Raw genomic sequence first — 17849 nt, 5'->3', positions numbered from 1 at the left:
TCAGGTCCGGCGCCCGAACTTGGGCCCGGCATGCAGCGACTGGTGCAGCGCCAGCAGCGCCGTCTGCGGCGGCTGGTCGGTGCGATGACGGATCAGTCCGAAGCCGGCGCCGGCGCACAGCGTGGCGACCCGCTGCTGGTGCGCCTCGAGCACCGACGCATAGGCCTGAGCCAGATCCTGCGCCCGCGCCGCCAGCACCGGCGCCTCGCCTTCCAGCCCCTCGAAGCGCACCCGGCCGGCATAGGGCAGCGACAGCTCCGCCGGATCGAGCGTCTGCAATACGGTGCAGCTGACCGGGATTGCCGACAGCCGGGCGAACAGAGCCTCGATCTGCGCGGGTTCCGCCAGCATGTCGCCGATCAGCACCAGTCTGGCGTGGCGCGGCAGTTCGGCGTCAGCAGGTGGCAATCCACCGGTGTCATCAGCCTCCAGCACGGCGAGTTGGGCGGCAATCCGCGACAGCCCAGCCTGGCCCGAGGCCCAGGTGCCGGCGCCGGGGACGCCAAGCAGCCGCACATGCTCGCCGCCGCGCAGCAACAGCGCGGCGAGCGCCAGCAGCAGCAGTTCCGCCCGGTCGCGTTTCGGCGGCAGCTCCGCCCGCGAGCACCAGCGCATGCTGGCCGAGGCGTCGTGCCAGAGGAACACGCTTTGCGCGGCCTCCCATTCGGTTTCGCGCACATAGGCGCGGCTGGAGCGTGCCGACTGCCGCCAGTCGATGCGCGAGATGGGCTCGCCCGGCAAGGCCTGGCGGAATTGCCAAAAGCTGTCGCCCATGCCGGCGCGCCTGCGGCCGTGCACGCCTTGCGCCACGGTGGCGGCGACCCGTTCGGCGGCGACCAGCAGCGCCGGCAGACGCGCGCCGAGCGCTTGCGCCTCGGCCAGTCCCGGATGGTGCGCGGTGGCAAGCTCGGGCGGGCGCGCGGCCGGCACGCGTGGCCGCGCCCAGGCGGCGATGGCGGAGAGGCGCTTCACCCCAGCCGGTTCACCAGCCCGTCGATCAGGCCGGCCAGCGTGGCGCCCTCGGCGCGCGCCGCGAAGGTGAGCGACATGCGGTGCCGCAGGACCGGCTGCGCGAGGCTTGCTACATCCTCGATGCTGGGCGACAGCCGGCCGTCGAGCAGCGCCCGCGCCCGGCAGGCCAGCATCAGCGCCTGCGCCGCCCGCGGGCCGGGACCCCAGGCCACGTCACGCGCCAGGCGAGTGTCGGTGCTGCTGCCGCCGCTACTTTGCGGCCGCGCGCTGCGCACCAGGCGGACGATCGCGTCGACCACGCGCTCGCCGATCGGCAGGGCACGGATCAGCGCCTGCGCGTCGGTCAGCTCGCTCGGCCCCAGCACCGGCTCGGCCGTATCCAGCGTCGCCCCGGTGGTGGCGAGCAGCATCGCGCGCTCCTCGCTCTCGCTTGGATAGTCGAGATCGACCTGCAGCATGAAACGGTCGAGCTGCGCCTCCGGCAGCGGATAGGTGCCCTCCTGCTCGATCGGGTTCTGGGTGGCCAGCACATGGAAAGGGTGCGGCAGCTTATGCTCCACGCCCGCCACCGCCACCCGGCGCTCCTGCATCGCCTGCAACAATGCCGATTGGGTGCGCGGACTGGCGCGGTTGATCTCGTCTGCCATCAGCAACTGGCAGAACACCGGACCCGGCACGAAGCGAAAGCCGCGTCGTCCGTCCTGGGTCTCCTCGAGAATTTCGCTGCCGGTGATGTCGGCCGGCATCAGGTCGGGGGTGAACTGCACCCGCTTGGGGGCGAGACCAAGCACGGTGCCGAGCGTCTGCACCAGCAGCGTCTTGCCCAGGCCTGGTGCGCCGACCAGCAGCGCATGGCCGCCGCCCAGCAGGCAGACCAGCACCTCGTCGATCACCGCCTGCTGGCCGAAGATCACCCGGCCGACCTGCGTGCGTACCGCGCCGAGCCGGGCCGCCAGCCGATCGGCATCTGCCACGAGGTCCTCGCGGTTCTGTGTGTCTGCTGCAACAACGTCGCTGGTCGTCATCATGCCTCGCGTGTGGACGGTTCAATCTGACACGTCCAGGGGTTTCATCAAGCCGGTGTCGCTCCCACTATCGTTGTAGTGCAGGCGCATGAACGAGTGGGAAATGCGGTTGAATCCTGAGCTTTCGGACCTGTCTGGCGCCGTCGCTGGTGTGTGTGGCGCGCCTGTCGAGCGCGAGCACAAAATGGCTCGCCTGACGCATTGCGGGCCGCTGCCGTTCCTGATCCAGCGCGACGGCACCTGGCTGTATCGCGGCTCGCCGATCCGCCGCAAGCCGCTGGTCTGCCTGTTCGCAAGCGTGCTCAATCGCGACGAGTTCGGCACCTATTGGCTGGAGACGCCGGCGGAGCGCGGCTCGATCGAGGTCGAGGATGTGCCGTTCGTCGCCGTCGAGCTGGACTGGCAAGGCTGCGGCCGCGACCAGGTGCTCGCCTTTCGCACCAATGTCGACCAGATCGTCTGCGCCGGCCCTGAGCATCCGCTGCAGATGGACTGGACGCGATCGCCCTGCGAGCATGGTGGCGGCCCTGCGCCGTATCTGCATGTGCGCGGCGAGGGCAAATGCGCGATCCAGGCCCGGGTCGGCCGCGCCGTCTATTACGAGCTGGCTGCGTTGGCGGTGAAAGGCCATTGCCAGGGCCGTGACTGTCTGGGCGTCTGGAGCCAGAACATGTTCTTCCCCGTAGGAACGCTGTCGCCGGACGAGGAATGATCCGTCTAGAGCTGGGTCCGCTCGCCGCGGATCCGGATCTTGCACGCGTCTGGCCGGTGCTGCCGGGCGCGCGTCTGGTCGGCGGCGTGGTGCGCGATCTGATTTCCGGTGGCGCGATCGCCGACCTCGATCTCGCAACGCCGGAGCCACCGGAGACGGTTATGCGCCGGCTCGCCGATGCGTCGATACGCAGCGTCGCCACCGGGCTCTCGCATGGCACGATAACGGCGCTGGCCGGTACCCGCCCGATTGAGATTACCAGCCTGCGTCGTGACGAACAGACCGATGGCCGCCACGCCGTCGTCGCCTGGACAGACGATTGGCGCGAGGATGCGCAGCGGCGCGACTTCACCTTCAATGCGATGTCGCTGGCCCCCGACGGTGCGCTGTTCGATTATTTTGGCGGTCTGGAGGATTTGCGCGCCGGTCGCGTCCGCTTCGTCGGCGATGCCGGCGCCCGTATCGCCGAGGACGCGCTGCGCACCTTGCGCTTCTTCCGCTTCGATGCGCGCTACCGGAGCAGTGCGCCCGACGCTGCGGCGATTGCTGCGATTGCGGCGTCGCTGTCGGCGCTGGCGCGGCTCTCGGGCGAGCGGGTGTGGTCGGAACTGCGCCGCATCCTGCTCGGGCCACGCCTTGCCGAAACGCTGGCGCTGATGCGCGAGCTCGGCGTGCTGGACCGGCTGCTACCCGGCGGCGGGGACCCCCAGCGTCCGGAGCGGGTCCCCGCCGACACGATCCTGCGTCTCGCCGCCCTGATCGAGGGGCCCGCCGCACCGGTGGCGGCGGCACTCCGCTTGTCCAACAGCGATGCCGCTCGGCTGGCGTCCCTGCGCGCCGGCCCCACGCCGCATCCTGGGCTCGACGACGCGGACCTTCGCCGCCTGCTCGCCGATGCGTCCGCGGACCTGCTCGCGGGCCGCGCGTGGCTCGCCCAGACCGCGGCCGCCGAGGCGGATCCGGGTCCCTGGAATTTTCTGCGGCGTCGCCTGGTGGCAGCCGCGCCAGTGGTTTTCCCGCTCGCCGGACGCGATCTGCTCGCCCGCGGCCTGACGCCTGGGGTGGGGATTGGCCAGTTGCTCGACGAGGTGCGCGGCTGGTGGCTGGAGGGCGGCTGTGTTGCCGATCGCGACGCCTGCCTGCAGCGGCTCGACAGGCTGATCGGGCGCCCCGTTCTTTCAACCTGACGCCTCGCCTGCTAGACGCCGCGCATGGACGCGGCTCCCTACCATGTCACGCCGCCGGGCCAGACGGACGCGGCACAGCACCCCGCGAGCATGGTGCTCATGCGCCGGCTCTGGCGCGAGGAGGTGCGGCAGCATCACGCCCGGCTGCTCACCGTGCTGGTGCTGACCGCGCTGATGGCTGGCCTGACCAGCCTGTATCCGCTGGTGATCAGCCACGCGCTCGACATGTTCGCAGCCCACGACCCACGGATCCTCTACCAGGTTCCGGCCCTCGTGCTGGTGATCACGTGCGCCAAGGCGGCCTCGCAATATGGCCAGACGGTGGCCATGCAGAACCTGGTGTTGATCGTCATACGCAACCTCCAGGGCCGTATGTTCAGCCATCTGGTGCGCGCCGACGTCGCCCGGATCGAGCGCGAGGCGCCGGCCCAGCTTGCCGCCCGCTTCACCACCGACGCGGTCGCCATACGCGAGTCCATGATCCGCGCGGTGAACTCGCTCGGCGACACCGTTACCGTGGTCGGCCTCGTCGTCACCATGTTCTATATGGACTGGGAGCTGAGCCTGATCGCAGCACTGCTCTATCCGGCCGCCGCCGTGCCGATCCAGCGTATCGGCAAGCGCGTGCGCCGTGCCTCCGGCGGCATGCAGGAGCAGATCGGCGATACCGCGACCCTGCTCAACGAAAGCTTCGCGCAGGCGCGCACGGTCAGGGTCTACCGTCTGGAGGCTTCCGAGGAGGCACGGGCAAGGCAATCGTTCGACCTGCTGCATCGCGCCTTTTTGCGCATCTCCCGCGGCCGGGCGCGGGTCGATCCATTCCTCGAGGTGCTGGGCGGCGCCGCGGTGGCCGCCGTGCTCGGGTTTGCCGGCTGGCGGGCAGCCACCGGCGGCGCCACCCTGGGCAATTTCTCCGGCTTTGTCGCGGCCCTGCTGCTGGCTTCGCGGCCGTTGCGCGCGCTTGGCTCGCTCAACGCCGCACTCCAGGAGGGCCTGGCAGGCCTGGTGCGTATCTTCAGCGTCATCGACGAGCCGCCCGACGTGTCCGAGGCACCGGGTGCGGGGCCGCTGCCGCCGGGCCGCGGCCACTTGCGCTTCGAGGATGTCTGCTTCGCCTACCCCGACGGCCGTGAGGGTCTGCGTGGCCTGAGTTTCGAGGCCGAGCCGGGCCTTACCGTGGCGCTGGTCGGACCCTCCGGGGCCGGCAAGTCGACGGCGCTGTCGCTGATCCCGCGCCTGCACGACGTCAGCGGCGGCCGCATCCTGCTCGACGGCGTCGATCTGCGCGACCTGCGGATCGCCGCTTTGCGTGGCGCCATCGCCTACGTCAGCCAGGACACGCTGCTGTTCGATACCTCGATTGCCGGCAATATCCGCATGGGCCGGCCGCAAGCCTCCGACCAGCAGGTGCGTGAGGCCGCCCGCGCCGCCGCCGCCGAGGACTTCATCGAGGCACTGCCGGAAGGCTTCGACACCCGTGTCGGCACCGGCGGCCAGCGTCTGTCCGGCGGCCAGCGCCAGCGCGTCGCCCTGGCCCGCGCATTGCTGCGCGACCCCAGGCTGCTGCTACTCGACGAGGCCACCAGCGCGCTGGACACCGAAAGCGAGGCCACCGTGCAGGACGCGCTGGCGCGCCTGCGACAGGGACGCACCACCATCGTCGTCGCGCACCGTCTGTCGACGGTGCGTTCGGCCGACCTGGTCGTAGCCCTGAGCGACGGCCGCGCCGCCGAATGCGGCACCCATGCGGACCTGCTCGAACTTGACGGCCTGTATGCGCGTCTGGTGCGCACCCAGGCGTTGCAGCTCTAGGCGCAGCATGGCGGTTCTCTGGTGCCAGGGCATGTTCGCCAGCGGCTCGACCTGGCTTTACAACGCAGCACTCGCCGTCGCGGCGGCGCTCGAGCCGCGCCGCTCTGTGCAGGGCCGCTTCGTCTTCGACGATCACGATATCTCCGGGCTGGACGCGTCGCCGCGCGGACCGGCAATCCAGCATATCGTCAAAGCGCATCAGGCGAAGGGCGAGGTGCGCGCCATCGCGGCGGACGCGGATGCAATCATCGTCACCGTGCGCGACCCGCGGGACGCGGTGGTGTCGCTGATGCAGTATCAGAACTTCTCGTTCTATCGAGCGTTGTTCAACGTCCGCGTCGCCGCCGAGGCCTGTGTCCTGCTCGGCGCCAGTCCGCGCGCTATCACCCTGCATTACGAGCGCGGCTTCATCGACGATCCGGCAACGCTCGACGGTCTCGCCGCCTGCCTGGGCGGCGCGATCCCGCCCGCACGACGCGCTGCGATCTTCCAACAGACCCGCCGTCAGGCGGTAGAGGCGTTCATCGCCGGGCTCGCCCAACAACCCGACACCATCGTCGATCGCGACGGCGACATGTACGATCGCGCCAGCCATTGGCACCGGCACCATGCCGGCCGCACCGGCGAGGTCGGGCGCTTCCGTCGGTTCCTGTATCCGGCGCAGATTCAGGGCATCGAGGGCACTCTCGGCGACTGGATGGCGTGTTTTGGCTACGGAACCCGCTGATCTTAACGGCTCTCTCATTATTGGCAGGCATGCTGACCGTCGCCGATCCACTGGCGCCGAAGAAAGCCGATGCCGCCGATGCCGAGCCGCCCTTACCACCTTGTGACACTGCCGAAGCCCGTGACCGAGCGGCTGCTTCGCGAGCAGTTCACAATCCTGTCCCGCCGCGTCCTCGTTGTGTCGGCATCCTCGATTGCGGCCTGCGCTCTTGTCGTCTGGACGTTCTGGACGAGTGCATCGCACGTCTATTTGCTGGCGCTTCTGGCGGTGATCTTCTCGCTGTACAGCCTATCCATCATCGGCGCCTGGAAATGGCTGAGCAGCGCGCGGCGGGAAGTCTCGCCGCGCTGGCAGCGCGTGCGGATCGCTGGCGTCACCGCCATCGCCATCGGCTGGGCCACCATGCCGGCGGTATTGATGCCGCAGGCAGGCCCGGACCAGCGGCAGTTCCTCATGATGATCGTCACCGGGCTGATGTTTTCGGGCAGCGCGTTGGCGCCATTGCTGCCGGCAGCCATTATGTTCGAGGCCATCATCACCGTCGGCGCCCTGATCGCGATTCCGACCGCCAATGAGAACACGGCCCTGCAGGATGCGGCCCTGATTTTGATTTATGCGCTTCTGAACGGTGGTGGTGCATTCATACAGAACCGTGACTTCGCCCGGCGCGTGTTGAACGAGGCCAAGCTCGAGGAGCAGAGCGCGCTGATCAGCCTGCTCCTGCGCGACTTCGAGGAGAGTGCGAGCGATTTCCTTTGGGAGACGGATTGCGAGCTGCGCTTGCAGCGTGTGTCCAGCCGCCTGGCGCAGATCATGGCCTGTGTGCCGGCCACCCTGCATGGCACGTCCATGATGCACTGGATCGAGCGGAGTGGCGCCAATCCTTCATCGGAGGAAAATGTCGGCGCCAAACTATGCGCCATCCTGGCGGCCCGGCGTCCGTTTCGCGATCTTCAGGTTGCCCTGGTACTGCAAGGCAGGCAGCGCTGGTTTTCTTTCAGCGGCAAGCCGGTGCTCGATGCAGCCGGGGTGTTCCAGGGTTTCCGCGGCGTCGGTTCCGACATCACTGCCGCGCGCCAGTCCGATGCGCAAATCGCCTATCTCGCACGTCACGACAGCCTGACCGGATTGCCAAACCGAACCCAGTTCCAGGACGCGCTGACCGCTGCCTGCGGCGGCGATGCGCCCTTCGCGCTACACTGTCTGGATCTCGACGGCTTCAAGGCCGTCAACGACACGCTTGGTCATGCGGCCGGCGACTCGTTGCTGGTCGCCGTGGCGGGTCGGCTGCGCGCCTGCCTGCGCGACGACGATGTCGTTGCGAGACTCGGCGGTGACGAGTTTGCCGTGCTTCAGGTCGGTGTGCTGCCAGGGGAGGTGCCAGGAGCGGTAGCAGAGGGTGCGGCGGCGCTGGCGCAGCGGGTCATCGATCGGATCGCCGAGCCGTATCAGCTGGGTGAACTCTCGGCCAGCATCGGCGTGAGCGTTGGTATCGCGCTGCGAGACAATGCCGGCCAGACCAAGGAGGATCTGCTTCGTGGCGCCGATCTCGCCCTCTATCACTCCAAGTCGAAAGGCCGCGGCGTCTGGCACATCTTCGAGGCGGCCATGGCGGCGCGCGCGCACGCCCGGCACACGCTGCTGGCCGAGCTGCGCCACGCGATCGCGCATGACGAGCTGGTCCTCGACTTTCAGCCGATTGTCGATCTGGCGACAGGCGCGATCACCGGCGCCGAGGCTCTCGTGCGCTGGCTGCATCCCCAGCGCGGACGCATCTCGCCCGCGGAGTTCATCCCGGCGGCCGAGGAATCCGGACTGATCGTAGCCCTCGGCGAATGGGTGCTGCATCGTGCCTGCACCGAGGCCGCGTCCTGGTGTGGTACGGCCAGGCTGGCGGTCAATCTCTCGCCGGTGCAGTTCCGCGATCCCGGACTGCTGCCGCTCGTGGACGCGGTGCTGGCGCAGACCGGCCTGCCCGCGGAGCGTCTCGAGCTCGAGATTACCGAGTCTGTCTTCCTCGACACCCAGGAGACGACCCTGGCCTGCCTGAACGCGTTGCGCGCGCGCGGAATTCATATCGCACTCGATGATTTCGGTACCGGCTATTCCTCGCTCAGCTATCTTAGGTCGTTTCCGTTTGATCGGGTCAAGATCGATCAGTCCTTCATTCGCGACCTTGGCGTCAACAACGAGGCGGCGGCCATCGTCCACGCCATCGTCGACATGGCCAGCAGCCTCGGCATGCGCACCACCGGAGAAGGTGTCGAGACGCAATCGCAGGCAGACCTGCTGGCGCTGACCGGCTGCGGCCAGGTGCAGGGCTACCTGTTCGGCCGTCCGTGCGCGCCCGAGGCGATCGGCAGCGCCATGCGCGCCGATCCGCCGGACGCCGCCTTCGGCTGGCCTGCGGCGGAGATCCTCGTCCTGAATGAGTGCTGACGCCGACGTCGTGCAATCAGGCGGCCGGCACGCGGTAGACAGGAACGACATACGGCCCTTCCGGCACGAAGGCGACATGCGGATCGCTGGAACGCTGTATGCTGTCCGCGATCGCAGCCGTGACGCTTTCAATCTGCATAACCCCGGTAAGCCGGCGAGCTTCGGCGTCGAGGCCGGTGGCGTAGAGCGCGACACGGCCCAGCCGCATCGGCTTGAGCTGCATTTCGCTCTGCCACTCGTCGATGTCGGCGAGCGACTTGGCGCTCAGTGTCGCCAGGAACCGATCCGCGCCGAGCGCCACCAGCCGCTCCTGCGAGGCGCGGAACGCGGCGGAGCCGATCCCCTCGGAGCATTCCGAGGCGATGATCAGCGTGCCGCCTGGCGAGAGGATATCGAGCGGCGTCACCATGCCCTTGACGGTCTGGTAATAGGTCTTGTCGAGCGGGTAGCCCGCCGAGGAGGTGACCACGGTCTTGAAGCGGCGCGGCACCGCGATCTTGGTGACGTCGCTGACGAAGCGCACGGCGTCGAGGTGGCTTTCGATGATCTCGCCGAAGCTGACGTAGGCGAGCGCGCGAGCTTCGGTCAGCACCGTGTTCAGGGCGTAGATCTCGCCGATCCGCCGCACGATTTCGAGCTGATCTTCGTGCAGCGGGTTGCCCACGAGGTTGCACTGCACCGCGAGCGGATCTTCCATGAAGCGCGCCGAATGGAACGTCCGGATCGTCGTGTGATGGGCGACGCCGGGGGCCACCACCTTGCGGCCGCCCGACCATCCCGCCATGAAATGCGGCTCCACCAGGCCGGTGGCGATGCGCAGGTCGGCCTCGATGAAGCGGCGATCGATGCCGATCGGCGTTCGGCGGCCTTCGGTAAAGCCCAGATCGACATGCGCCGCATCGTCGCGGGCAAAATGATTCTCGACCCTGACATGCTCGAGGACCCAGGGATCGCCGATCAGTTCGGCGAGCTCCGCACCCTCGTTCGGCCGGTGCAGGCCGGTGGCCACCAGTACGACGATCGCCGCAGCGGGGATTCCCGCCGCCATCATCGTCTCGATCATCGGCCGCAGGAACAGGTGGTTCGGTACCGGCCGGGTGATGTCGCAGATTAGGATGCACGCACTCTTGCGGCCGGCGGCCAGGCGGCTCAGCGGGGCGCTGCCGACCGGCGTCTCCAATGCTTCCCGCACCGCGCCTCTCGGGTCGGCAAGACAATCGAGCGCGCGCTTGCGAATGACGGTGGCGATGGCCGTCTCCGGCACGTCCACGTCCAGGTGGCCGCGACCAAAGGAGAGTGCGATTTGCATTCTTCACAGATCGACTGGTCAGCGGGTGATGACAAGACCCGCCTGCTTGATCTCATCGCGCTGTTGGATGATGACTGCGCGATGACCCGTGCTGAAGCCTCGGACCCGGCCCATCTCGCGGCCCTGGCGGCGCGGCTTCCCCATGGCACCCTGCTGGATGCGCAGGCCGATCTCGATCGCTACAGCCGCGACTGGTCCGGTGACCATTACGGGCGGCCGTTGGCGGTCGCGCGCCCGGCGAACACTGCCGAGGTGGCGACCATCCTGCGTTATTGCAGCGCGCACAATGTCCCTGTCGTGCCGCAGGGCGGCCTGACCGGCCTGGTCGGCGCCGCAGTCCCCGAGGATGGTCGCGAGCTGGTCATCAGCCTGGAGCGCATGCACGCGGTGCGCCTGCTCTCGGCGATCGATTTCACCATGATCGTCGAGGCTGGCTGCGTGCTCGAGGACGCCAAGCGCGCCGCCGAGGCGGCGGGCTGCCTTTTGCCGATCAGTTTCGGCGCGCAGGGAAGTTGCCGGATCGGCGGTATCATCGCGACCAACGCCGGCGGCTTTAACGTGCTGCATTACGGGATGACGCGCGCGCGGGTGCTGGGGCTCGAGGTGGTGCTCGCCGATGGACGCATCTGGAATGGCTTGCGCCGGCTGCGCAAGGACAATCGCGGCGTCGATCTCAAGCAAATGTTCATCGGCAGCGAGGGCACCCTCGGCGTGGTCACGGCGGCGGCACTGCAGCTTGCGCCGAAGCCAGAGCAGGTCGAGACCGCGCTGGTCGGCCTGCGCTCTACGCAGGATGCCATGGCCTTGTATGCGCATATGCGACGGGCCAGTAGCGACCTCGTGACCGCCTTCGAACTGCTGCTGCGCGACTGTCTCGACGTGTCGCTGTCGCACGACCCGACGCTCGCCGACCCGCTGGCGCAGATCTGTCCTGTCTATGCGCTGATCGAGCTGTCCTGCGGCGGCGGGATCGCGTTGCGCGACGTGCTGGAGAATGCGCTCGCAGGGGCCGCGGACCTGATCGCGGACGGTGTCGTCGCCGCGAGCGAGGCGCAGTCGGCGCGGCTGTGGCGGCTGCGCGAGACGATGGTCGAGTGCCAGGGCAACGGCGCCCCCTATCTACGCACCGATGTCTCTCTGCCGATCTCGTCAATCCCCGACTTCCTGGCCGAGACCCTGCCGCACTTACGCGAGCGGTTCCCCTCAAGCCGTGCGCTGGCTTACGGCCATGTCGGCGACGGCAACATCCATCTCAACCTGATCCCGCCGCCAGGTATCGATCCCCTGGCGCGCACGGCTTTGTTGCACGCGGCGGAGACGGTGATCTTCGACGGCCTGGACCGCTACGACGGCAGCATCAGCGCCGAGCACGGCATCGGCCGTCTCAAGCAGGCGGCGTTCCTCGAACGCATCGATCCGGTATCGCTGTCGCTCGCGCAAGGGCTGAAACACATGCTTGATCCGGGTGGGGTGCTCAGCCCCGGCCGCATCCTGCCAGCAGTCGAGGGACGATGACCGGGCGGCTGCACGGCAGGACCATGGTGATCACCGCGGCAGGGCAGGGGATCGGCCGGGCGGCGGCGTTGGCATGCGCGCGAGAAGGCGCATTCGTGCTCGCCACCGACATCGACGCGGCCAAGCTTGCGACCCTGGCCGGCGTGGTGAATGTCGCCACACAGCCGCTCGACGTGCTCGACGCGGACGCGGTGCGCGCGTTCGGCCTCGCAGCCGCGCGCATCGACATCCTGTTCAACTGTGCGGGCTTCGTTCATCACGGCAGCATCCTCGACTGCGACGAGGCGGCCTTTGACGTTTCCTTCGCGCTCAACGTCAAGGCGATGTACCGGATGATCCGGGCGATCCTGCCGGGCATGATCGAGTGCCGCCGCGGCAGTATCATCAACATGGCTTCCGTCGCCTCCAGCGTCATCGCCGCGCCTGACCGCTTCGCCTATGGCGCAAGCAAGGCGGCGGTGATCGGCCTGACCAAGTCGGTGGCGGTCGACTACGTGACGCGCGGCATCCGTGCCAATGCGATCTGCCCCGGCACCGTCGACAGTCCCTCACTCCAGGAGCGCATGCGCGCCCAGGCCGGACCTGACGGCGACCTCGACGCCGTGCGCGCCCGTTTCCTCGCCCGCCAACCGATGGGCCGGCTCGGCACACCGGAGGAGATCGCCGAGCTGGTGGTCTTCCTGGCCAGCGACGAGAGTGCTTTCATGACTGGCAACGCCATCCCCTTTGATGGCGGCTGGTCCAACGCCTGAACGGTAGGTCCGACACCGATGAAGCTGCTTCGCTATGGCGCGCCGGGCGCCGAACGGCCCGGCCTGCTGGATAGGCAGGGCCATATTCGCGATCTCTCCGCCCATCTCGACGATGTCGCGGGTACGGCCTTGCTGCCCGATGCCCTGGCACGCCTGGCGACGCTGGATACGGCGGACTTGCCGGCGGTCGAGGGTGGTCCACGCATCGGGCCCTGCGTCGGCCACGTCGGCAAGTTCATCTGCATCGGCCTGAATTATGCCGATCATGCCGCAGAGACCGGGGCTGCGATCCCCAAGGAGCCGATCCTGTTCATGAAGGCGACGAGCGCCATCACCGGGCCTTACGATCCGCTGATCATTCCGCGCGGCTCGGAGAAGACCGATTGGGAGGTCGAACTCGGCGTCGTCATCGGTACGGAGGCGCGCTGCGTGTCCGAGGCCGACGCGATGGCGCACGTGGCCGGCTACTGCCTGGTCAATGACGTCTCCGAACGTGCCTGGCAGGCCGAACGTGGCGGCCAATGGACCAAGGGCAAGTCGGCCGACAGTTTTGGTCCGATCGGCCCCTGGCTGGTGACCGCCGACGAGGTCGCCGACCCGCAGGCGCTCTCGCTCTGGCTCAGCGTGGACGGGGTGCAGCGCCAGCATGGTTCGACCGCGACGATGGTGTTCGGGGTGCGCACCCTGGTCGCCTACATCTCGCAGTTCATGAGCCTGCAGCCGGGCGATATCATCTCCACCGGAACGCCGCCTGGTGTGGGTCTGGGGATCAAGCCGCGGCCGGTGTTCCTGCGTCCCGGTCAGACCGTTCGCCTGGGGATTGACGGCCTCGGCGAGCAGACGCAGGTCACCCGGGCGGCGGCATAAGGCGGGAGTCTGAGCGGGACAATCACGATGTATCTGCAAAAACTCAGTCTCTCGGGCCGCACCGCGGTCATCACCGGCGGCGCACGCGGCATCGGCTTCGCTTGCGCCCAGGTGCTTGGCGAAGCGGGTGCCCGCGTAATCGTCGCCGACGCCGACCCCGCGGCGGGCGAGGCCGCGGCGGCAGCGCTGGTCGGCGAGGGCCATGATGCGCATGCGCACGGCCTGGACGTGACCGACGCGGCCGCGGTGGGCGCTGCCGCGTCGGCGCTGAACGCACGTTTCGGCGCCGTCGATATCCTGGTCTGTAATGCCGGCATCGCGCGCAGCAACTCTCCCGCCGAGAGCGTGCCGGACGACGAATGGCGCCTGGTGGTCGACGTCAATCTCAACGGCGTGTTCTGGTGCTGCCGCGAATTCGGCCGGGCGATGCTCGCGCGCGGGCGCGGTGCGATCGTCAATATCGGCTCGATGTCCGGCGAGATCGTCAACAAGCCGCAGGAGCAGGCCTCCTACAACGCCGCCAAGGCCGGCGTGCATCATCTGACTCGCTCGCTGGCGGCGGAATGGGCGCCCCGCGGCGTGCGCGTCAATGCGGTGGCGCCCACCTACATCGACACGCCGCTGACCCAGTTCGGCATGCGCGACGAGAGACTCAGCCGCACCTGGCTTGAGATGACGCCGATGCACCGGGTCGGCAGGGTCGACGAGATCGCCTCCGTGGTGTTGTTCCTCGCCTCGGAAGCGTCCAGCCTGATGACCGGCAGCATCGTGCTGGCCGATGGCGGCTATTGCTGCTGGTAGGGGGCCACGATCGCGTGCTCCTGCTGGTGCAGGCTGGCGAGCTGCGCCTGCACGCGCGCGGCGCGGGCGAGCTGGGCGGGGGTCAGCAGGGCGCGCACGGCAAGCCCGGTCTGCATCCGGCTCGCGTCGAGTTGCTGGCGCAGCGTCTCCAACTGCCCTTCGAGCGGCGCGATCTGGGCCGCGGTGACATCCCCCGTCGAGAACATCATGGCCTGGATTTGCTGGCGCAGGGCCTGCATCTGGGCTAGCGCCGGGGCGTTCTGGATGCGCGCCCCATGCATGATCTGATGCAGCTGAGCCTGCTGCGCAGAGGTGAGTTGGGCCGCCCGGAGGATCTCTCGCGCACCGCCCGAATGCCACCCCCCGGCATGCCACCCTTGGGCCGCGGCGCCGACGCTGCTGGCGAGGGCCGCCGCGACGCAGGCTGCGAGAAGGGTTCGGTTGATCTGCATGACGGCATCCTTTGCGTGTGTCGTGTAAGCGGACAGCATGGCGCTGCGCTGTAACCGCAATCGGTTCGGCATGGAACTAAGTGTAACCGCGCGGTCGATCCGGATCGGTTGCCGCTTGCGGCACTTCGTGCCAAGAAGTGACCGAACGGGTCGGTCAGTGTCGGCTCTGGCATCACCCAAGCCGACCGGCTGGAGACATGGATGGCCGATGTAGACGCTCCCCAGGACTCCGAGCAGGACCTGGACGACGACGACAAGAGGAAGCAGGAACAGCAGGAGAAGGAGCGCGACGCCTCGCGCAACCGGGCGCGTCCCTGGGTGCGTGCCGGCCTGGTGATCTTTATCGCGGCGGTCGTCATCGGCGGGTTCCTCTATTGGTGGCTGACCCGCTACTCGGTCGGGACCGACGATGCCTTCACCGCCGGCCGCACCATCACGATCGCGCCGCATGTCGCCGGCTACGTCACCGAGCTCGACGTCAACGACAACCAGTTCGTCCATCAGGGGCAGGTCCTGATGCGGATCGACCGGCGCAACTACCAGGCCAGCGTCGACGAGGCGAAGGCCTCCATGATCCAGGCGGAAGGCCAGTTGCAGGGGGCGAAGTTCGGCGCCGAGGTGGCCCAGAAGAACTTCCCGGGGCAGCTCAAGGTGGCCCAGGGGCAGTTGCTGATCGCCCAGGCGGCGGAGTTCAACGCCCAGACCGAATACAAGCGCCAGCACAGTATCGCGCGGGCGGCGACCACCCAGCAGGCGATCGACCAGTCCACCGCCACACTCAAGCAGGCGCAGGGTCAGGTGGCACAGGCGCAGGGCCAGGTCGAGCAGGCGACGCCGATCAAGGCCAATATCAGCACCAGCAAGACCCGCATCGACCAGCAATCCGGCGCCTTGGCGCAGGCGCAGGCGCAGCTCGAGACCGCCAAGCTGAACCTGAGCTGGACCGTGATTCGCGCGCCGCATGACGGCTGGATCGCCCAGCGCAATGTCGAGCGCGGCAACTACGTGCAGGCCGCCCAGGCGCTGTTCTCGATCGTCGAGCCGGATGTCTGGATCACCGCCAACTTCAAGGAGACCCAGCTCGCCCGCATGCATCCTGGCCAGCCGGTGACGATCGCGGTCGACGCCTATCCCTCGCTGCATCTGTCGGGGCATGTCGACAGCATCCAAAAGGGTGCCGGCAGCCTGTTCAGCGCCTTCCCACCGGAAAACGCGACCGGCAACTACGTCAAGATCGTCCAGCGTGTCCCGGTGAAGATCATCATCGACAGCGGCCTGGACCCGAACCAGCCGCTGCCGCTCGGCCTGTCCGTGGAACCTACGGTGACCGTCAAGTGAGTGGTGCCTCGGCGGAGGCGCGGAACTGGAAGCCCAGCCATAACCCCTGGCTGATCGCTGTCACCGTCACGGTGGCGGCGTTCATGGAAATCCTCGACACCACCATCGTCAACGTCTCGCTGCCGCATATCGCCGGCAACCTCGCCTCGTCCTACGACGATGCCACCTGGGCGCTGACCGCCTATCTCGCGGCCAATGCGATCGTGCTGACTATCTCCGGCTGGTTCGGCCGGGTGCTTGGGCGCAAGCGCTATTTCATGATCTGCATCGGCATGTTCACGGTCTGCTCGTTCCTGTGCGGCATCGCCAGCAACCTGCCGGAACTCATCGTCTTCCGCCTGCTGCAGGGTTTCTTCGGCGGCGGTCTGCAGCCGAACCAGCAATCCATCATCCTCGACACCTTCCCGCCCGAGCGACGCTCCGGCGCGTTTGCGATCACCGCGGTGGCGACCATCGTGGCCCCCGTGCTCGGACCCACTCTCGGTGGCTGGGTCACCGACACCTACTCCTGGCGCTGGGTGTTCTTCATGAATGTGCCGGTGGGGATCGGTGGCCTGATCGCGGTCGCGGCCCTGGTCGAGGATCCACCCTGGGCGCGCAAGCAGAAAGCCTCGATCGACGTGGTCGGTCTGGCTCTAATCACCATCGGTCTGGGCTGTCTGCAGGTGATGATGGATCGTGGCGAGGACGACGACTGGTTCGGCTCGCCCTTCATCTGCATCCTGGCCCTGCTCGCCGTCGCCGGCATTCTGGGTGCGATCGGCTGGATGCTGACGGTGAAGAACCCGATCGTCGATCTGCGAGTCTTTGCCGACCGCAACTTCGCCATCGGCTGCCTGCTGATCGGCGGCGTCGGCTTCACCTTGTACTCCTCGGCGGTGCTGGTGCCGCAATTCGCCCAGCAGGTGATCGGCTATACCGCGCTGCTCGCGGGGCTGGTGCTCTCACCCGGTGGCCTGGGCATTATCCTGCTGATACCGTTCGTCAATTACGGCATGAAGCGGATCCAGCCGCGCTACTTCATCGCCTTCGGCTTCTTTTTGCTGGGGGTGGCCCTCGTGGTGTCGGCGAACCTGACCACGCAGGTCAGCTTCTACGACCTGGTGATCTACCGCGCGTTGCAGGCCGGCGCGCTGGGCTTCCTGTTCGTGCCGATCAGCGTCGTCGCCTACCAGACGTTGCCCAAGGAGATGAACGGCGACGGCTCGGCGCTGTTCTCGATGATGCGCAACGTCATGGGCGCCATCGGCATCTCCCTCTCGACCGCGTTGGTGACCGAGCGCACGCAAATCCGCGAGGCGCACATGGCGCACTGGATGACGCCCTTCCACCAGCCGTTCGTCGCCTACAACAACAACACCCGCGCCCTGCTGGAGCGGCTGGGCCGCCCGGCCGGGTCCATCGGGCCAGCCGTCAACAACCAGATCTACCAGCAGTTCAGAGAGCAGGCCTCGGTGCTCGCCTATAATGACGCGTTCCTGACCTTCTCCCTGGTCTGCTTCGCGCTGGTGCCGCTCTGCTGGCTGCTGGCGCCGCGAAAAGCCGGCGGGTAGCGGGCCCTTGAGGCAGGCCGTGGCAACCTGTAATGCTGCATGGATGGTCCGTTGGCTTTCACAGGTCCTGCTGGCACTGATCGTCGCCTGGGCGATGGCGCAGACGGCGAATGCGCAATCCATGCCGATGGCGGCCAGCGTAACCGCGACCGCGGCGCCACACTGCCCGATCTGCCCAAAGCCTGACACCGCCGGTGCCAAGGCGGCCAAGATGCCGGCCTGTCATGTCGTCGGCTGTATCGGTGCGCTGACCCTGTTGCCGAGCCCGGCCCTGCTGCCTGGGCACCTCCCTTTGCGCGCCGCCTATCTGGTTTCCGCACCCGTCCGCTGGACGACGCCGACGCCGGCGCCGGACCCATTCCCGCCAAGACCCGTCTCCCTCGACTAA

The 17849-nt window shown here is 67.9% G+C and carries 16 protein-coding genes; 12 read left to right on the top strand and 4 right to left on the bottom strand.

What is annotated here, in order from left to right; translation table 11 throughout:
• Together ACQY4K_RS08300 and ACQY4K_RS08295 are read right to left on the bottom strand one after the other, a co-directional pair.
• Complete coding sequence (locus ACQY4K_RS08300; RefSeq protein WP_428395103.1) at positions 1-972, bottom strand: DUF58 domain-containing protein; 972 nt, start codon at positions 970-972, stop codon at positions 1-3.
• Complete coding sequence (locus tag ACQY4K_RS08295; RefSeq protein WP_428395101.1) at positions 969-2000, bottom strand: AAA family ATPase; 1032 nt, start codon at positions 1998-2000, stop codon at positions 969-971. Before ACQY4K_RS08295 ends, ACQY4K_RS08300 begins: the two co-directional genes overlap by 4 nt.
• Before the next feature lie 181 nt (positions 2001-2181).
• Here ACQY4K_RS08295 and ACQY4K_RS08290 point away from each other — a divergent pair, with 181 nt between their 5' ends.
• The 5 genes from ACQY4K_RS08290 (at position 2182) to ACQY4K_RS08270 (ending at position 8874) form a co-directional block, all read left to right on the top strand.
• Positions 2182-2709, top strand: coding sequence for a DUF1285 domain-containing protein (locus ACQY4K_RS08290; protein WP_428395099.1), 528 nt, complete (start codon positions 2182-2184; stop codon positions 2707-2709).
• The gene (locus ACQY4K_RS08285; RefSeq protein ID WP_428395097.1) at positions 2706-3896 is read left to right on the top strand and encodes a CCA tRNA nucleotidyltransferase; all 1191 of its coding nucleotides are present in this window, start codon (positions 2706-2708) and stop codon (positions 3894-3896) included. Before ACQY4K_RS08290 ends, ACQY4K_RS08285 begins: the two co-directional genes overlap by 4 nt.
• 90 nt (positions 3897-3986) lie before the next feature.
• Positions 3987-5708, top strand: a complete 1722-nt coding sequence (locus ACQY4K_RS08280; RefSeq protein WP_428396028.1) for an ABC transporter ATP-binding protein — start codon at positions 3987-3989, stop codon at positions 5706-5708.
• A gap of 7 nt (positions 5709-5715) precedes the next feature.
• Positions 5716-6435 (top strand): hypothetical protein, encoded by a 720-nt coding sequence (locus ACQY4K_RS08275; protein ID WP_428395095.1) that lies wholly within the window; start codon positions 5716-5718, stop codon positions 6433-6435.
• A gap of 69 nt (positions 6436-6504) precedes the next feature.
• Positions 6505-8874, top strand: coding sequence for a putative bifunctional diguanylate cyclase/phosphodiesterase (locus tag ACQY4K_RS08270; protein ID WP_428395093.1), 2370 nt, complete (start codon positions 6505-6507; stop codon positions 8872-8874).
• A gap of 16 nt (positions 8875-8890) precedes the next feature.
• On the opposite strand, the gene larA is transcribed toward ACQY4K_RS08270, so the two are convergent.
• The gene (gene larA / locus ACQY4K_RS08265) at positions 8891-10183 is read right to left on the bottom strand and encodes a nickel-dependent lactate racemase (protein ID WP_428395091.1); all 1293 of its coding nucleotides are present in this window, start codon (positions 10181-10183) and stop codon (positions 8891-8893) included.
• Here larA and ACQY4K_RS08260 point away from each other — a divergent pair.
• Genes ACQY4K_RS08260 through ACQY4K_RS08245 form a run of 4 tightly spaced genes read left to right on the top strand, consistent with a single transcriptional unit; the run spans position 10178 to position 14118 of the window.
• Positions 10178-11698, top strand: coding sequence for an FAD-binding oxidoreductase (locus tag ACQY4K_RS08260; RefSeq protein WP_428395089.1), 1521 nt, complete (start codon positions 10178-10180; stop codon positions 11696-11698). The genes larA and ACQY4K_RS08260 overlap by 6 nt on opposite strands.
• Positions 11695-12450 (top strand): SDR family oxidoreductase, encoded by a 756-nt coding sequence (locus ACQY4K_RS08255; protein WP_428395087.1) that lies wholly within the window; start codon positions 11695-11697, stop codon positions 12448-12450. The genes ACQY4K_RS08260 and ACQY4K_RS08255 overlap by 4 nt, the downstream gene beginning before the upstream one ends.
• 18 nt (positions 12451-12468) lie before the next feature.
• Entirely contained in the window at positions 12469-13317 is an 849-nt protein-coding gene (locus tag ACQY4K_RS08250; protein WP_428395085.1) for a fumarylacetoacetate hydrolase family protein, read from the top strand.
• A 27-nt stretch (positions 13318-13344) separates the two neighbouring features.
• Entirely contained in the window at positions 13345-14118 is a 774-nt protein-coding gene (locus tag ACQY4K_RS08245) for an SDR family NAD(P)-dependent oxidoreductase (protein WP_428395083.1), read from the top strand.
• On the opposite strand, the gene ACQY4K_RS08240 is transcribed toward ACQY4K_RS08245, so the two are convergent.
• Positions 14103-14570, bottom strand: coding sequence for a Spy/CpxP family protein refolding chaperone (locus ACQY4K_RS08240; RefSeq protein ID WP_428395081.1), 468 nt, complete (start codon positions 14568-14570; stop codon positions 14103-14105). The genes ACQY4K_RS08245 and ACQY4K_RS08240 overlap by 16 nt on opposite strands.
• 201 nt (positions 14571-14771) lie before the next feature.
• Here ACQY4K_RS08240 and ACQY4K_RS08235 point away from each other — a divergent pair, with 201 nt between their 5' ends.
• The 3 genes from ACQY4K_RS08235 to ACQY4K_RS08225 are packed head-to-tail and all read left to right on the top strand — an operon-like array spanning position 14772 to position 17849.
• Positions 14772-15908 carry an HlyD family secretion protein gene (locus tag ACQY4K_RS08235; RefSeq protein WP_428395079.1) on the top strand — a complete coding sequence of 379 codons (1137 nt, stop codon included), beginning with the start codon at positions 14772-14774 and terminating at the stop codon, positions 15906-15908.
• Positions 15905-17461 (top strand): DHA2 family efflux MFS transporter permease subunit, encoded by a 1557-nt coding sequence (locus ACQY4K_RS08230; protein ID WP_428395077.1) that lies wholly within the window; start codon positions 15905-15907, stop codon positions 17459-17461. Before ACQY4K_RS08235 ends, ACQY4K_RS08230 begins: the two co-directional genes overlap by 4 nt.
• Before the next feature lie 43 nt (positions 17462-17504).
• The gene (locus ACQY4K_RS08225) at positions 17505-17849 is read left to right on the top strand and encodes a hypothetical protein (protein WP_428395075.1); all 345 of its coding nucleotides are present in this window, start codon (positions 17505-17507) and stop codon (positions 17847-17849) included.

Origin of the sequence: Lichenicoccus sp. (assembly GCF_965276875.1) — a bacterium.
Lineage (GTDB): Bacteria > Pseudomonadota > Alphaproteobacteria > Acetobacterales > Acetobacteraceae > Lichenicoccus.
The sequence above is the reverse complement of the archived record's forward strand: the minus strand, read 5'-3'. Positions and strand labels throughout refer to the sequence as shown.

Bases quoted from the DNA above. Each gene is read 5' to 3' on its own strand.
- ACQY4K_RS08270 (WP_428395093.1), top strand. From the start codon at position 6,505: ATGCCGCCGATGCCGAGCCGCCCTTACCACCTTGTGACACTGCCGAAG.
- larA (WP_428395091.1), bottom strand. From the start codon at position 10,183: ATGCAAATCGCACTCTCCTTTGGTCGCGGCCACCTGGACGTGGACGTG.
- ACQY4K_RS08225 (WP_428395075.1), top strand. From the start codon at position 17,505: ATGGTCCGTTGGCTTTCACAGGTCCTGCTGGCACTGATCGTCGCCTGG.
- ACQY4K_RS08235 (WP_428395079.1), top strand. From the start codon at position 14,772: ATGGCCGATGTAGACGCTCCCCAGGACTCCGAGCAGGACCTGGACGAC.
- ACQY4K_RS08245 (WP_428395083.1), top strand. From the start codon at position 13,345: ATGTATCTGCAAAAACTCAGTCTCTCGGGCCGCACCGCGGTCATCACC.
- ACQY4K_RS08280 (WP_428396028.1), top strand. From the start codon at position 3,987: ATGGTGCTCATGCGCCGGCTCTGGCGCGAGGAGGTGCGGCAGCATCAC.
- ACQY4K_RS08295 (WP_428395101.1), bottom strand. From the start codon at position 2,000: ATGATGACGACCAGCGACGTTGTTGCAGCAGACACACAGAACCGCGAG.
- ACQY4K_RS08290 (WP_428395099.1), top strand. From the start codon at position 2,182: ATGGCTCGCCTGACGCATTGCGGGCCGCTGCCGTTCCTGATCCAGCGC.
- ACQY4K_RS08240 (WP_428395081.1), bottom strand. From the start codon at position 14,570: ATGCAGATCAACCGAACCCTTCTCGCAGCCTGCGTCGCGGCGGCCCTC.
- ACQY4K_RS08255 (WP_428395087.1), top strand. From the start codon at position 11,695: ATGACCGGGCGGCTGCACGGCAGGACCATGGTGATCACCGCGGCAGGG.
- ACQY4K_RS08250 (WP_428395085.1), top strand. From the start codon at position 12,469: ATGAAGCTGCTTCGCTATGGCGCGCCGGGCGCCGAACGGCCCGGCCTG.
- ACQY4K_RS08285 (WP_428395097.1), top strand. From the start codon at position 2,706: ATGATCCGTCTAGAGCTGGGTCCGCTCGCCGCGGATCCGGATCTTGCA.
- ACQY4K_RS08275 (WP_428395095.1), top strand. From the start codon at position 5,716: ATGGCGGTTCTCTGGTGCCAGGGCATGTTCGCCAGCGGCTCGACCTGG.